This window comes from Nitratidesulfovibrio vulgaris str. Hildenborough (assembly GCF_000195755.1).
Lineage (GTDB): Bacteria > Desulfobacterota > Desulfovibrionia > Desulfovibrionales > Desulfovibrionaceae > Nitratidesulfovibrio > Nitratidesulfovibrio vulgaris.
In genome coordinates this window covers 3,066,448-3,080,203 of record NC_002937.3, presented here as the reverse complement: position 1 = coordinate 3,080,203, position 13,756 = coordinate 3,066,448, and the positions used below count along the sequence as shown (strand labels likewise).

Here is a 13,756-nt window from a genome sequence, read left to right as displayed (position 1 = left end):
TTCATCACTGCACGGGCGGGACAAGGCCCGTTCAGCTTCGAGCGTCGTCGGGCGACTTGTCCTGCGGGTCTGCAAGGGGCAGGTCGAGTTGCCACGTGTCTTCGTCGTAGTTCTTGCTGACCACGAACCCCACGGCGCGCGCCAGTTCCGCCATGGCCTTGTTGTCGCCGAGTGCCGCACCCACGATGCGCCGTGTCCCACGGGTGCGGCAGTAGCGGATGATCTTCTCCATCAGCATACGGCCAAGGCCCTGCCGCTTGAGGTCTGACCGTACCGCCACGGCGAACTCCGCCTCGCTGTTGTCGGGCGAGGCCATGGCGCGCACCACGCCAAGGGTGGTGGTGGCGCCGTCTTCACCGGGGCCGCGGGCGATGAAGGCCATCTCGCGGTCGTAGTCTATCTGCGTGAGCTTCACCATTTCGCTACGGGGCAGCTGGGCCACGTTGCCGAAGAAGCGGAACCGCTTGTCCTCGGCCGAGAGATGCTCGACGAAGGCCCAGTGGTCAGGTTCGTCTTCGGGGCGGATGGGGCGCAGCAGCACCTCTCGCCCGTCACGCAGGTGGGCATGTTCCTCGAGTTCGCGCGGGTAGGGGCGAATGGCGAGCTGGTCTGTGCCCGAGCGCGTCGTCCATGCGATGCGGATGTGGGCGTCCAGCGCCACGATGCCGTCGTCGTCGGCGAAGAGCGGGTCTATCTCCAGTTCGAAGATTTCCGGGATGTCGATGATGAGCTGCGAGACCTTCACCAGAAGCAGCTTCACCGCGCCGGTCTCGGCAGGGCGCAGGGTGCGTCCGGCACGGGTGCGCGACATGAGTTCCTGTGCGAGTCCGAGGTTCAGCGGTGGCAGCCCCGTGGCCCTGTCCGGGTATGTCTCGCTGGCTGCACCCCCCTGCCCGAAGCGTATCACCGGGCCGAAGACAGGGTCGGTGGCGGTCTCGACGGCAAGTTCGCTTCCCGCACCGATGTGGCACATGCGCTGTACGGTGAAGCCCGTCATGCGGGCACCGGGAACCTGCGCGCAGACCCGTTCCGCCGTGACGAGGGCGGCATCGAGCGCCTCTTCGTCGGTCTTCACGTCGAGGGCCACACCCCCCACCACCGAGCGCCTTGCCACGTCGGGGGATTCGACCTTGATGGCGACCGGGTAGCCGAGTCTCACCGCAGCTTCGACCACCTCTCGCGGTTCACGCACATGCAGGGCCTCCGCCACGGGGATGCCGTAGGCCTCGAGCACGGCACGTGCCTCGGCGGGGTCGAGAATCTGCCGTTTGGCCTCCAGCGCGTCGTTGACCACCCGCCGTGCCGCCAGTGCGTCGGGCATGAAGTCGTCGGGCAGCGAGGGGGGCGTCTCCATGAGCAGGTCCTGGTTGCGCCTGAACTCCACCAGATTGAGGAAGGCGCGCACCGCGCTGTCGGGGGTGAAGAAGGTGGGCACGCCCTGTGCCGTGAAATGCCTGCGGGCCGCCTCGGCGTCGTCGATGCCAAGCCAGCTTGTGAGTACGACCTTCTTGGAGCGCCGGGCCACCTTGGTCACGGCTTCAGCCACCTCTTCGCTGGGAACGGCGTACGAGGGCACATGCATGGCAAGCACGGCGTCCACGCCCCGGTCTTCGAGAAGGTGGTTGAGCGCCCGGGCGTAGAGTTCACCTCCGGCGGAACTGCGCATCACGAGCGGATTCCAGTACGACCAGTCACGGCCGAGGCTGTCGTCCAGAAGCTGGCATGTGGCGTCGGAAAGGTCGGCCAGCGTCCCCCCGCCGCGGATGAGGGCGTCGGTGGCGATGAAGCCGGGGCTGCCGCCGTTGGTGAGGATGGCGAGTCGTTCGCCTTTCAGGGGGCGGGCCAGCGCCAGCGCCTCCACCGCGTTGAACAGGGTGTCGATGTCGGCCACGCGCAACATGCCAGCGCGCCGGAAGGCGGCGTCGTACACGTCGTCGGCACCGAGGGGCATGCCCGAGTGGGCCGCTGCTGCCGCAGCGCCCTCGGCCGAACGGCCCGACTTGACCACGAGTACGGGCTTGTTGCGGGCCAGCGCACGGGCAGCCGACATGAAGCGTCGTGCCTTGTCGATGGTCTCAAGATAGAGCAGCACGGCGCGCGTGTTCACGTCGCTGTTCAGGTAGTCGAGGATGTCGTGGAAATGGATGTCGTAGCGGTCGCCAAGGGCGATGCAGTGCGAGAAGCCTATCTTCTTGGACGTGGCCCAGTCGAGGACGGTGCTGAACAGCGAGTCGGACTGCGAGACGAAGGCCACCTTGCCCGGTAGCGCCTTGCGCGGCATGAGGCTGGCATTGATTCCCACAGCCGGGGAGACGAAGCCGAGGCAGTTGGGACCGAGCACCCGCACCCCGTGGCGGCGTGCGGCCTGAAGCACCGCGTTGCGCTGCACCTCGCGCCGTTCGCCGTCATAGCGGTAGAAGCCCTGACTGAGGACGACCACGGCACGTGTGCCGCGTTTGCCGAGTTCGGCGATGTGCTCTGCCACACTCTCCGGCGGGGAGCAGATGATGGCGAGGTCGGGGGTGAGGGGAAGGGTGTCGATGGCCGTATGACCGGGCATGCCCGCCACGGCTTCGCCCGTGTCGTTCACGGGCAGCACCGGGCCGAGGAACGTCCCCGCCAGCAGGTTGCGCATGATGCGGTTACCGGGGGTGTTCTCGTCGGCGGTGGCACCGACCACCACCACCGATGTGGGCTTGAACATCTGTTCGAGTGGGGAATGGCTCACTGTGCCTCCTCTCGTCGGCGGGGCCGCCTTCGAGGGCGGTGAGGGCCGACCGGCAACCGTTCACGTGTCGTTTTGTCACGGGGCGGCGTAAAAAGTCAATTTCACCGGCCCCGGACGACCGCTCACCGAAAACGGCGCCTCCGGGCCTTCGCACGCCCCGCGTGGCGGTGTACATCAGGGTCGAACCCCTTCCGCCCACACAAGAAGCAACGCCGGAGGCCACGATGAGCCAGGAACGTATCGAGAGCATGATGGATGAGAAGCGCCACTTCGCCCCTCCCGCTGACAGCCGGGGCAGGGCACATGTGTCCGGCGAAGCCGCGCGAGAGGCGCTTGTGCGGCGTGCCGCCGAAGACCCCGAAGGCTTCTGGGGCGAACGTGCGGCACAGCTCATCGACTGGTTCAAGCCGTGGGATACCGTGCTGGATGCCGACATGAACGAACCGCGCATCGAGTGGTTCAAGGGCGGAAGGCTCAACGTGGCCCACAACTGCCTCGACAGGCATGTGGCAGGAAACCGGCGCAACAAGGCCGCCATCATCTGGCAGGGCGAACCCGAAGAGGACGTGCGGGTGCTCACCTACCAGATGCTGTATGACGAGGTGCGCCGTTTCGCCGCCGTTCTGCGCAAGATGGGCGTGCACAAGGGCGACCGCGTCTCGCTGTACATGCCCATGATTCCTGAACTGGCTGTCGCCATGCTCGCCTGCGCGCGCATCGGGGCTGTCCATTCCATCGTCTTTGCCGGATTCTCGGCTGTGAGCCTTCAGAATCGCATCCACGACTGCGAGGCCAAGGTCGTGGTCACCGCCGACGCGGTGCTGCGTGCCGGACGGCGCATCCCCCTCAAGGTGAACGTCGACGAGGCCGTGCGCCAGTGTCCCAGCGTGGAGAAGGTCGTCGTCGTCAACCGCGGGAGCCTCGAAGTGACCATGGAGGAGGGGCGTGACCTGTGGTGGCATGAGGTCATGGCCGACCGCACCCTCGACGTCGACCGCCCCTGCGAGGAGATGGATGCGGAGGACATGCTGTTCATCCTCTACACCAGTGGCAGCACCGGCAAGCCCAAGGGCGTGGTGCACACCACGGGCGGCTATCTTACCTATGCCGCGCACACCACGCAGTGGGTCTTCGACGTGCAGGACGACGACGTGTACTGGTGCACCGCCGACATCGGCTGGATTACCGGGCACAGCTACATCGTCTACGGCCCGCTGGCCCTCGGGGCGACCTCGCTGATGTTCGAGGGTGTGCCCTCGTGGCCCTCGCCCGACCGTTTCTGGCGCATCGTCGAGAAGTTCCGCGTCAACATCTTCTACACCGCCCCCACCGTCGTCCGCGCACTCATGCGTGAAGGCACGGACTGGACGGAACGGCACGACCTTTCGTCGTTGCGTGTCCTCGGGTCGGTGGGCGAACCCATCAACCCCGAAGCGTGGATGTGGTACCATACCCACATCGGCAAGGGACGCCTGCCCATCGTCGACACATGGTGGCAGACAGAGACGGGTGGCATCATGATTTCGGGCCTGCCCTACGCCACCACCCTCAAGCCCGGTTCGGCAACGCAGCCGCTGCCCGGCGTCGATGCCGCCATCGTCCGGCCCGACGGCAGCCCCGCAGGGCCCAACGAAGGCGGGCATCTTGTCATCCGCAAGCCGTGGCCGGGCATGTTGCGCGGCATCTTCGGCTCGCCCGAACGGTACCGCTCGACATACTTCGAACGCTTTCCCGGCATGTACGAGTCCGGCGATGGCGCACGCACCGATACGGACGGCTATTTCTGGATCATGGGCCGCCTCGACGACGTCATCAACGTCTCGGGACACCGCATGGGCACGGCCGAGGTCGAGTCTGCGCTGGTCGCCCATCCCAGCGTCGCGGAAGCCGCCGTCGTGGGCATGCCACACGCCGTGAAGGGTGAGGCCATCTACGCCTACGTGACTCTCGGCGCCGATGCGGAAGAGACCGAGGAGCTCCGCGCCGAGCTGCGCGCATGGGTGCGCAAGGAGATAGGCCCCATCGCCACGCCCGATGTGCTCCAGTTCGCAGAGGGGCTCCCCAAGACGCGTAGCGGCAAGATCATGCGGCGCATCCTGCGCAAGATCGCCGCCGGGGCCACCAGCGAGTTCGGGGACACTTCTACTCTCGCCGACCCCGGGGTCGTCTCCGACCTCATTGAAGGTCGCCTGCAACTTACCGGAAGGTAGCCGACAAACAGACGATACGCGGCTGCCCGACAGGTGCCGCACCCATTCCCCCTGTGCCGGGAGCCTCACGCCACCCCCCCTGTGCGTGAGGCTCCCCTCTTTCTTTCTCCATGCCTGACGGGAAGATGGCATGGTGCCGGACGCCTTTCCGGCCCGATGGTTCCTCTCGCAGGGTTGCGTTGGCATGTACTTGGGGTACTATGGGTCTATTCTCCGAAGGCATCCCGTGCCGTATCCGTGGAGGAGTGATGACCCAGACAGGGCAAGAGAAAGACGACCTGCTGTTCTTCGCGGAGGAGGAACAGCCCGGGCAGGACGTTCCCCGTGCGGCAGCGACTCCGTGGTACGTGCTGGTGGCCGACGATGATGCCGAGGTGCAGACCATCACGCGGCTGGTTCTTTCCGATTTTTCATTCGAGGGGCGCAAGCTGCACCTTCTCGAAGCCACGAGTGGTGCCGAGAGTCTGGACATGCTGCGTCGGCACCCCGATACCGCCGTCCTGTTGCTGGATGTCGTCATGGAAAGCAACGATGCCGGATTGCAGGTGGCGCGCAAGGTGCGGGAGGAACTAGGCAACAACCTCGTGCGCATCGTGCTGCGTACCGGACAACCGGGACATGCCCCCGAACACCGCGTCATCGCTGAACTGGACATCAACGATTACCGGCACAAGACCGAACTCACGGCAGAACGGCTGCACACCACGGTGACGGCTGCGTTGCGTTCGTTCCGCGACCTGCGCGCTGTGGAGGAGGGGCGCGAGAGGCTGGCGCATCTTGCCATGTCGGTGGCGCATCAGGTGCGCAACCGCACGATGACCATAGGGGGCTTCGCCAGTCTTGCTGTGCGGCGCGCCCCGGCCGAAGACCCGGTACGTGGCTATCTTGATACCATCATCGAAGAGTCGCGAAGGCTGGAGCACATGGTCGGTGCCGTATCCGATTTCGCCTCGCTTCCCCATGCCATCCGGACGGTGGTGCCCGTGGGCGAGTCGGTGCTGGCAGCCCTCGAACAGGCGCGGCAGCGTGCTGCACAGCAGGGGCGTACCCTGCACTGGCAGGTCGAGGTGCCGGACGGGCACATGGTGCACGGGGCTGCCTCGCTCTTGCAGCGTCTTGTCTTCGAGATTCTGGCCAATGCCTCGGACTTCGCGCGGGAAGACGGCGGTGAGGTCTCATGCAGGCTGCTGTGCGTAGGAGGACTGTGCCGGGTCGAGGTGGCGGACAATGGCCCCGGCATCGCCCCCGAAGACATGGCATTCATCTTCGACCCCTTCTTCTCGCGCAAGGCTGACGGGGTGGGCATGGGGCTGTGCATCGCCCGGCGCATCGCTGGCGAGTGCGGTTGGGACATCGAGGTGGATGCCGGTTTCGGACGTGGCGCACGCGTCTCGGTGCTGCTGCCTTCATGGGCGGGCAACAATGGTCACGGTCGCTTCGCGTAGCACGGGGGCACAGGACACGCTTCGATACGTCGCCGGATACAGCGGCCACGACAGCGCGGGATGGGGAGATTCGGGGCGGCTGGTCCCGCGGGTCTTCACGCCTCGCGGGCGCAGGGCGGTTTCGCGGTCAGCGGCAGGCGAATGGAACAGACCGTGCGTCCGGGGTCGCTGGTGAGGTTGATGTCACCGCCAAGGGCACGTACCACGCCGTAACTCACCGAAAGTCCGAGGCCCATGCCCCTGCCGACGCTGCGGGTCGAGAAGAAGGGGTCGAAGACGCGCGGCAACAGGGCCGGTGCGATGCCGTGTCCCGTGTCGGTGATGGCCACGTGCAAGGCGTCGTGCTCTTCGTCCTGCCCGTGCATGAGCCTGAGTCTGACCGTGAGCGTGCCGCCGTTCTCTTCCATGGCATCCAGCGCGTTCTCGATCACATGCAGGAAGACCTGCCGCAATTCCACGGGCGGGGCCATGATCTCGGGCAGCCCTTCGGGCAGGTCTACCACCACGTCCACGGCAAGGGCCTCACAGCGGCTGGCGACGAGTTGCAGTGTCTCGCGCAGTAGCGTGGCACAGGCCACAGGTTGCGGTCGGGGGTCGAGACCGCGTCCGAAGCAGAGCAGTTTGCGGGTGATTTCGCGCACACGCACGCCCTGCTGTTTGATCTTGGCGAGCGTGCGGCGCATCTCCGCCACGTGCGGGCCGGATGCGATGTCCGGCTCTTCGAGCAGGTCTTCGATCCAGCCCGCAGCGTTGGCGATGATATTGACGGGGTTGTTGATCTCGTGCGCCACGCCTTCCGCCATGCGGCCCATCGAGGCGAGCTTGCCCGCCTCGATCATGCGGGCGCTCTCTTCGCGGCGTATCTTGCGTTCATGGGCGAGACGCAGTTCACGGAGCAACTCTTCGATGTCGACGGGTTTGAGCAGGTAGTTGCAGGCCCCGAGTCGCATTCCCTCGACGGCGTTGCGGACATCCGACGAGCCGGTCAGCATGAGCGCCTCCACGAGAGGGTGGCGTTCCCGCATGACCCGCAACAGGTCGAGACCGTCGCGTCCGGGCATGCAGACATCCAGCACCGCCACATCGACAGGATGTGCCGCCAGCAGGTCGAGTGCCGAGGCCACATCATGGGCGACAAGCACCGTGATGCCCCGTGTCTCGAGGCGTTCCGCCAACAGGTTGACGAACGCCTCTTCGTCGTCGACGAGAAGAACCCGCATGGCCCGTACTGGGCTACTTGTCGCTTTCGTCGAGAATCTGCTTGGCCCCCTCGTAGTCGCCAGCCTGTGCAAGGGTGGCGGCCACCATGGTGTCTTCGAGGGTCTCGCGGAAGGCCCGGCGGATGTCGCGGACGAGGATGTCGATATCCACGGGCTTCTTGTGATATTCGAAGGCGCCAAGCCTGCGGGCCTCCTCTTCGTCCTTCTCCGTGCCATGGCCGGTGAGGACGATGACCTGCACCTTGGGGTAGTCCTTCTTCACGCGGCGCAGCACTTCCATGCCGTCCACGCCGGGCATGCGCAGGTCGAGCACCATGACGTCGGGCACTTCGCCGGTGGAGACGAGTTGCAGTGCCTCTTCGCCGGTGAGGGCGACCTTGGTACCCGCGTCGCGCATCTGCATACGTTCGGCAAGTGTACGGACGAAGCTTTCCTCGTCGTCCACGAGCATGACCTTGATACCCTTCATGACTGCTCTCCTTGGCTCATTCGGTTATCGGCAAGCGGTTGCGCCGTCGCCGGGCCGGTCGCCCGGCGTGGTGATCGTATGCGGTCTTCCGCGCGCCCCTGCCTCCTGTGTGCGGGGGCGCGGCGTTGTGCCACGCATCTCTGCGGCGTGGCGTCGTGCAGGCAGCGCGACGGAAGACCTTGCGGCGCTTCGCGTTGCCTAATTCGTCATGGCCGGGGCAAGGCCGTACCACACGGGCACTTCGCCAAGTCCCACGCTGCTGAGGAAGTCGGAATGGATGACCCGGCGTACGGGCCTCACACAACCGAGAACCTCAAGGGCTTCTTCACGGCAACCGGCTTCGGCGAAAGCGACGGCTGCGAACATGTCCTCCACGCTTGTGGCACATCCCACCAGCGGGGTGATACCTGCCATGGCAAGGGCCTCGTCGTGGGCACCGGCTTCGGCGAAGGCCGCCCCGGCAAAACTGCGTTCCAGTGCTTCGCGGATACGTTTCATTTCTGATCTCCTCCGAAACATATGTGGCAATGTACTGTCACGGTATGTTTCAATTGTTTCAGATGAGCAGTCATGTACGTATCATATATGAAACCGGCGTCGCACGGAAGCAAAAACCGCTATGCCCTGTGCCCTGTTGCAGAGGGACAGGCCGTGAAATAGTACAACACTCCGTCCGGTTCGTCCCTTGCGGGCGTTCCGTGCCCGTTGTCGGGCTCCTTACGGGCTCCGAGACGGGCAAGTTGCGCGTCGAGTCGGCGCAGTACGTCTGTAGTCGCGTCGCAACGTGCCAGTCCTACTCGCAGATGTATTCCGGGAATGCCGTCGCGCCTTGCCGGGGCGAAGGTGAGCGCGCAACCGGGAGCCTCTTCAAGGCAGGTCTGCAAAAGGTCGAACAGCAGCACTCGCAAGGCAAGCCCCGCACTCGGCGCGCGCAAGCCGCTTTCGCCCGGTGCCAGTCCCACGGTGACGGAACGCATCCTGCCCATGCGCCCGGCAAGGATGACGAACTCTTCGAGGATGCGGGCGAGGTCGCCGTCATCCTCTTCCCATGCGTGACCAAGGGTGTTGAGCCCCCCCGCCAACTCGCCGCCGCGCGCCACCTGCTGCTGGATGAGAGAGAGCAGTTCGACGATGCGCTCACGCCGGGGGATGTTCTCTCCGCCAAGGGCGATGAGGTCTTGCATCAGGCCGGCAGATTCGCGGATGACCGCGAGGGCGTTCTGCAGTTCGTGCGATGCGGATGCGGTGAGACATCCCACACAGGCGTTCTCGCGCATGTCAGGCTCCCATGGCCGTGCGGGCCAGTGCTCCGGCCTCGCGCAGCTTCTCCAGCAGGTCTTCAAGCCGCAGGGGTTTGGTGAGGTAGTCGAAGGCCCCGAGGCGCATGCCTTCGATACCGTCGCGTGTGCTGCCGTGCCCGGTGAGCAGGATGACCTGCACGCCCGGATGCATCGCCTTGATGCGGCGTAGCGTCTCGGTACCCTTGATGCCCGGCATCATGAGGTCGAGCACCACCACATGGGGAGGGTCGTTCTGCACTTCGCGCAACGCCTGTTCGCCGTCCATGGCCACACGTGTGGCAAGGCCCCGCAGTGCCAGACGTTCGGAAAGGGTGGTGACGAACTCCTCTTCGTCGTCGACGAGTAAGACCTTCAGATCCTGCATGGGCTAGTTCTCCAGCGATTGCGGTGCGGGCGCGTCCTGCGGCAGGTAGACGGTGACGGTGGTGCCAACGCCCTCCCTGCTGTTGATGCCGATCTCTCCGCCCAGTCGCTTGATGATGCCGTAGGTGATGAACATGCCTAGGCCCGTCCCCGCCGTCTTCTTGGTGGTGAAGAACGGTTCGAAGATGTGCCGCTGCACTTCTTCAGACATGCCCTTTCCGTTGTCCTGTATCGAGACGCCCACCATGCCGCCGTCCGCTGCGAACGTGGTGAGCGTCACGGAACCACCGTCCTGCACTGCGGCGAAGGCGTTGTTGATGATGTTGAGGAAGACCTGCTGCAACTGCCCCCTGTCGGAGGTGATGCGTGGCAGCCCCGCGTCGAGACTGGTGCCGATGGTGATGGAACGGTGCACGGCCTCCTGTTCCAGGAAGCTCATGGTCTCTTTGAGGATGCCGTTGACGTCGAGTTGCTCGTAGGTGGCGTCCATGCGGCGCGAGAAGCCGAGAAGCCTGTGCGTGATGGACCGGCAACGGTCGACAGAACGCGAGATGGCCTCGACGATGGCCGAGAAGCGTTCTTTCTGCGGAAAGTCCTGCGAAAGCGCGATGAGGTCTGCCGCAAGGCCCGCCTTTTCGTTGATGATGGCGAGGGGGTTGTTGATTTCGTGGGCGACGCCCGCCGCCAGCCTGCCGATGGAGGAGAGTTTCTGGGTGTGCTCTATCTGCACGAAGGCGGCGATGCGCCGTTCGTCGCTGTCGCGCATGCGTCGTACGAGCATGTCGGTGAAGCCGAAGGCCGCTGAGATGATGAGGGCGACACTGAAGGCGACGAAAATCAGAAGGTCGCTGCGCAGCGATGTCCACGGGCGCAGGATCTCGGTCTTGGGCTTGACCGCCACGATGGCGAAGTCGGCATTCTGCAGAAAGGCTGAAGAGAGGAAAATCTGCCTGCCCTCGGGATCTTCCGTGTCGATGATCGAGGGCTCGTAGCTCAGGTGGGGCACCGGCATGGGCATCACGTCGAGCACATTGCCGTAGAAGCGCGAGTTGGTCTGGAGTACTCCGGCGGTGTTGATGAGGAAGGCGTCACTCTCCGGGTCGAGCCCCATGGAGGCGATGAGCCTGTCGAACTGCGTGGTCTCGATGGTGGCGCGAAGCATCCACGAACTGCCGTCGGGGTTCATGCGCTGCACGGCGATGGCGATGTGCGGAAAGCGCCTGAAACCCATGAACACGTCGCTGATGTAGACACCCTTCACGCGGGTGCGGTTGTACCAGTCCGCCTCGGAGTAGTTCTTCCCCCGTACGTCGTACGGCCCGACATAGCCCACCTGCACGCCCCTGCCGTCGATGACCCCGAGGTCGACGAAGCCGGGGAACTCGCCCTTGAGCGCGAGGAAGATGCGGTTGAGGTTCTTCTCGTCGGAAAGTTCCGCCATGGAATAGGTCTTGGCGAGAAGGCTCACGGTGGACGACCGTTCGGCAAGGAACAGTTCGAACGAGTGGCGGGTCTTGTTCACCAGCGCCCGCACGGGGGTGACGATTTCGCGGGTGAGGGTGCTCTGGTACTGGTGGTAGCTTACGGCGGTGAGGATGAGCAGCGGCAGAACCGACACCGCCGTCATGAGCAGCGTTATCTTGCGCCGCAGCATGCGGTAGCGTTCCGGCGCGATCTCATCCGGAACGTCGAACACCGAGCGCAGACGCGAGAGCATGGTGCCTAGCGGGTTCTTCATGCCCCCTCCCTGTGGAAGAGGATGTCGCCTGAACGGAGCATTCCGGCCGCATGACGTCGCAACGCCTCCTCGACCGGGCCGATGACGTTGTCGATGACCTCAATACGCTTCCAGCGCAGGTACTGCCAGAATTCCTCGTCAATGCCGCTGCATATGACGGTGCGGACCTTCTCTTCCAGTGCCATGCGGCAGATGTCCTCGGAAGAGGCATGGGCAAGCACGACGCTGGAGCGTTCCGTCTCGGTCCCTTCGGCGTCGAGGGTCACGAGCAGCACTTCACCGGCGAGGTCGAAGCGTGGTGCGACCTCGTCGCGGTAGAGGGGGATGAGCAGTGTCGCGGGCATGGGTCACTCCAGTCCGAACTGTTTCATCTTGCGCCACAGGGTGCTTCTGCCCCAGCCGAGGATGCGGGCGGCCTCGCCCTTGCGGTTTCCGGCGCGTGCCAGTGCGTCCACGATGAGACGGCGTTCGAGGTCGACGACGCTGCTGCGGGCTGATGCCTCGTCTTCGGCGGCACCCTTGGGGGTGTCGCGTTCGATGGCACGCGGGGGTGCGGCTGCCGGACGCGTGTGGAAGAGGTAGGCCGGCAGGTGCGAGGGCATGACGACCTCGCCCGTACACAGGGTCGCGGCGTACTCGACGATGTTCTTGAGCTCACGCACGTTGCCCGGAAAGCCGTAGGCAAGCAGCACGCGCAGAGATTTGCCGGAGAACCCGTGTATGGTCTTGCGCAATCTGGCGGCGAAATGGGCAAGGTAGTGGCTGAGCAGGAACTCGAGGTCTTCGCCCCGTTCGCGTAGCGGGGGCAGGTGGATGCGCACGGCTGCCAGTCTGCTGTAGAGGTCTTCGCGCAGCCTTCCGGAAGCGACCATGGCCTCCAGGTCGAGGTTGCTGGCAACGAGCAGGCGCACGTCGCACCTGACGGGGTCTGTGGCGCCCACGGGCCAGACCAGTCCCTCGTCGAGGAACGTCACGAGCCGTCCCTGCATGGCGGGGGGCAGGTCGCCCAACTCGGACAGGCACAACGTACCGCCCTGTGCCATCCTGAAACGGCCGGGCTTGTCCTCTTCGGCCCCGGGGAACGCGCCCTTGCGGTGGCCGAACAGTTCGGACTCCACCAGAAAATCGGGAAGGGATGACAGGCTGGCCTTGACGAACGGTTCGCGACCGCGCGGTGATGCCTTGTGGATGGTCTCGGCCACGGCGTCCTTGCCTGTGCCCGTCTCGCCCGTGATGAGCACGGGGGTCTCGGTCTGGGCAAGGGCCTGCACGGTACGGAAGAGTTCCTCCATCACCACGCTGCGCCCCACCAGTGGCCCGGATGCCTGCCCCTTGCTGCACCGTTCTTCAAGCTCACGGACGAGCGAAAGGTCTTCGGCGGTATGCAGCCAGCCGCACAGCTGCCCCTGCGCATCATGGAGAGGGGCGAGGGTCAGGCGCACGGGAATGCGGCGGCGATGGCGGTTGAGCAGGTCGCCTTCTTGTGCATGGCATGGCGCGTTGCCGCCGGTGGCATCGCAGACAGCGGTGCGGGTAGGGCAGCGGTGCAGGCATACGCTGGCCCGAAGGACATGCCGGCAGGGGATGCCCGCCACCTCGGCGGTGGTGAACCCCGTCATGGTCTCAAGGGCGCGGTTCATCAGGCATATGCGCAGGTCGGCATCGAGCACCGCCAACCCGGTGGGGATGGCGTCGAAGACCGGGCCGAGCGCGAGTTCGCGCCCGACGAGCCCGGCTATCCGGGCACCTGCTGGCAGGGATGCTTGCTTCATCACGCTGTACCGCCTTTGGGGTGTCGTGTGTGCGGCGGCTAACGCCCCCGCACGACACACCATACGGCGTTGCCTACAGGTTGCCTAGTGTCCGCCGGAACCGAAGATGCCCGATGCCGCCACGCACAGCACGACGATTTCGCCAACGGCCACCCAGAACATGATGGGCTCCTTGCTGCGGATGAAGGCGAAGACCAGCGGCACGTAGCAGATGATGGTCATGCCCGCCAGCAGCACGATGCCGATGAAGTTCATGAAGTCGCCCTGCCCGATGAGCGCGAGCCAGCCCCAGCCTGTGGGGATGTTGCCCTGTGCGAGGTAGACGTCCACGCGCTGTCCCCACAGCTGTGTGACCTGCTCGAGTGGCACGTGGGGGGTGATGATGCCACTGACATACAGCACGTAGGTGATGACCATGAGTGCCAGCGAAGACCAGCAGCCGTAGAAGAGCATGTTGGCGTAGCGCAGCTGCGCCGGAGAAGCCTTGGTGGAAAGCGACATTGTGCGACC

Annotated in this window: 12 protein-coding genes; 2 read left to right on the top strand and 10 right to left on the bottom strand. The window is 65.1% G+C overall.

Features of this window, described 5'->3' with window-relative positions:
• Nucleotides 1-31 precede the first annotated feature (31 nt).
• Nucleotides 32-2,728 carry a bifunctional acetate--CoA ligase family protein/GNAT family N-acetyltransferase gene (locus tag DVU_RS13955; RefSeq protein WP_010940229.1) on the bottom strand — a complete coding sequence of 899 codons (2,697 nt, stop codon included), beginning with the start codon at nucleotides 2,726-2,728 and terminating at the stop codon, nucleotides 32-34.
• Nucleotides 2,729-2,952: 224 nt separating this feature from the next.
• Between DVU_RS13955 and acs the strand changes: the two genes are divergently transcribed.
• Entirely contained in the window at nucleotides 2,953-4,938 is a 1,986-nt protein-coding gene (gene acs, locus DVU_RS13950; protein ID WP_010940228.1) for an acetate--CoA ligase, read from the top strand.
• Between the two features lie 248 nt (nucleotides 4,939-5,186).
• Nucleotides 5,187-6,383 (top strand): sensor histidine kinase, encoded by a 1,197-nt coding sequence (locus DVU_RS13945; RefSeq protein WP_010940227.1) that lies wholly within the window; start codon nucleotides 5,187-5,189, stop codon nucleotides 6,381-6,383.
• A gap of 95 nt (nucleotides 6,384-6,478) precedes the next feature.
• On the opposite strand, the gene DVU_RS13940 is transcribed toward DVU_RS13945, so the two are convergent.
• The 9 genes from DVU_RS13940 to DVU_RS13900 all read right to left on the bottom strand — a co-directional run bounded on the left by DVU_RS13940 (nucleotide 6,479) and on the right by DVU_RS13900 (nucleotide 13,747).
• Nucleotides 6,479-7,603: a sensor histidine kinase gene (locus DVU_RS13940; protein ID WP_010940226.1), complete on the bottom strand. Its 1,125-nt coding sequence runs from the start codon at nucleotides 7,601-7,603 to the stop codon at nucleotides 6,479-6,481.
• Between the two features lie 13 nt (nucleotides 7,604-7,616).
• Nucleotides 7,617-8,072, bottom strand: a complete 456-nt coding sequence (locus DVU_RS13935) for a response regulator (RefSeq protein ID WP_010940225.1) — start codon at nucleotides 8,070-8,072, stop codon at nucleotides 7,617-7,619.
• 198 nt (nucleotides 8,073-8,270) lie between these two features.
• Nucleotides 8,271-8,570, bottom strand: a complete 300-nt coding sequence (locus DVU_RS13930; RefSeq protein ID WP_010940224.1) for a hypothetical protein — start codon at nucleotides 8,568-8,570, stop codon at nucleotides 8,271-8,273.
• A 119-nt stretch (nucleotides 8,571-8,689) separates the two neighbouring features.
• Entirely contained in the window at nucleotides 8,690-9,349 is a 660-nt protein-coding gene (locus DVU_RS13925; RefSeq protein WP_010940223.1) for a sensor histidine kinase, read from the bottom strand.
• 1 nt (nucleotide 9,350) lies between these two features.
• Nucleotides 9,351-9,737 (bottom strand): response regulator, encoded by a 387-nt coding sequence (locus DVU_RS13920; RefSeq protein ID WP_010940222.1) that lies wholly within the window; start codon nucleotides 9,735-9,737, stop codon nucleotides 9,351-9,353.
• 3 nt (nucleotides 9,738-9,740) lie between these two features.
• A complete protein-coding gene (locus DVU_RS13915; RefSeq protein ID WP_010940221.1) occupies nucleotides 9,741-11,474 on the bottom strand; it encodes an ATP-binding protein in 1,734 nt (577 codons plus the stop codon).
• Nucleotides 11,471-11,818 (bottom strand): NifB/NifX family molybdenum-iron cluster-binding protein, encoded by a 348-nt coding sequence (locus DVU_RS13910; protein ID WP_010940220.1) that lies wholly within the window; start codon nucleotides 11,816-11,818, stop codon nucleotides 11,471-11,473. Before DVU_RS13910 ends, DVU_RS13915 begins: the two co-directional genes overlap by 4 nt.
• Before the next feature lie 3 nt (nucleotides 11,819-11,821).
• A complete protein-coding gene (locus DVU_RS13905; protein WP_010940219.1) occupies nucleotides 11,822-13,246 on the bottom strand; it encodes a sigma-54 interaction domain-containing protein in 1,425 nt (474 codons plus the stop codon).
• 84 nt (nucleotides 13,247-13,330) lie between these two features.
• Nucleotides 13,331-13,747, bottom strand: a complete 417-nt coding sequence (locus DVU_RS13900; protein WP_010940218.1) for a hypothetical protein — start codon at nucleotides 13,745-13,747, stop codon at nucleotides 13,331-13,333.
• Between the last annotated feature and the right edge of the window lie 9 nt (nucleotides 13,748-13,756).

Excerpts from the sequence above, each read along its gene's own strand:
- DVU_RS13905 (WP_010940219.1), bottom strand. The coding sequence starts at position 13,246 with ATGAAGCAAGCATCCCTGCCAGCAGGTGCCCGGATAGCCGGGCTCGTC.
- DVU_RS13925 (WP_010940223.1), bottom strand. The coding sequence starts at position 9,349 with ATGCGCGAGAACGCCTGTGTGGGATGTCTCACCGCATCCGCATCGCAC.
- DVU_RS13940 (WP_010940226.1), bottom strand. The coding sequence starts at position 7,603 with ATGCGGGTTCTTCTCGTCGACGACGAAGAGGCGTTCGTCAACCTGTTG.
- DVU_RS13920 (WP_010940222.1), bottom strand. The coding sequence starts at position 9,737 with ATGCAGGATCTGAAGGTCTTACTCGTCGACGACGAAGAGGAGTTCGTC.
- DVU_RS13930 (WP_010940224.1), bottom strand. The coding sequence starts at position 8,570 with ATGAAACGTATCCGCGAAGCACTGGAACGCAGTTTTGCCGGGGCGGCC.
- acs (WP_010940228.1), top strand. The coding sequence starts at position 2,953 with ATGAGCCAGGAACGTATCGAGAGCATGATGGATGAGAAGCGCCACTTC.
- DVU_RS13900 (WP_010940218.1), bottom strand. The coding sequence starts at position 13,747 with ATGTCGCTTTCCACCAAGGCTTCTCCGGCGCAGCTGCGCTACGCCAAC.
- DVU_RS13915 (WP_010940221.1), bottom strand. The coding sequence starts at position 11,474 with ATGAAGAACCCGCTAGGCACCATGCTCTCGCGTCTGCGCTCGGTGTTC.
- DVU_RS13945 (WP_010940227.1), top strand. The coding sequence starts at position 5,187 with ATGACCCAGACAGGGCAAGAGAAAGACGACCTGCTGTTCTTCGCGGAG.
- DVU_RS13935 (WP_010940225.1), bottom strand. The coding sequence starts at position 8,072 with ATGAAGGGTATCAAGGTCATGCTCGTGGACGACGAGGAAAGCTTCGTC.
- DVU_RS13910 (WP_010940220.1), bottom strand. The coding sequence starts at position 11,818 with ATGCCCGCGACACTGCTCATCCCCCTCTACCGCGACGAGGTCGCACCA.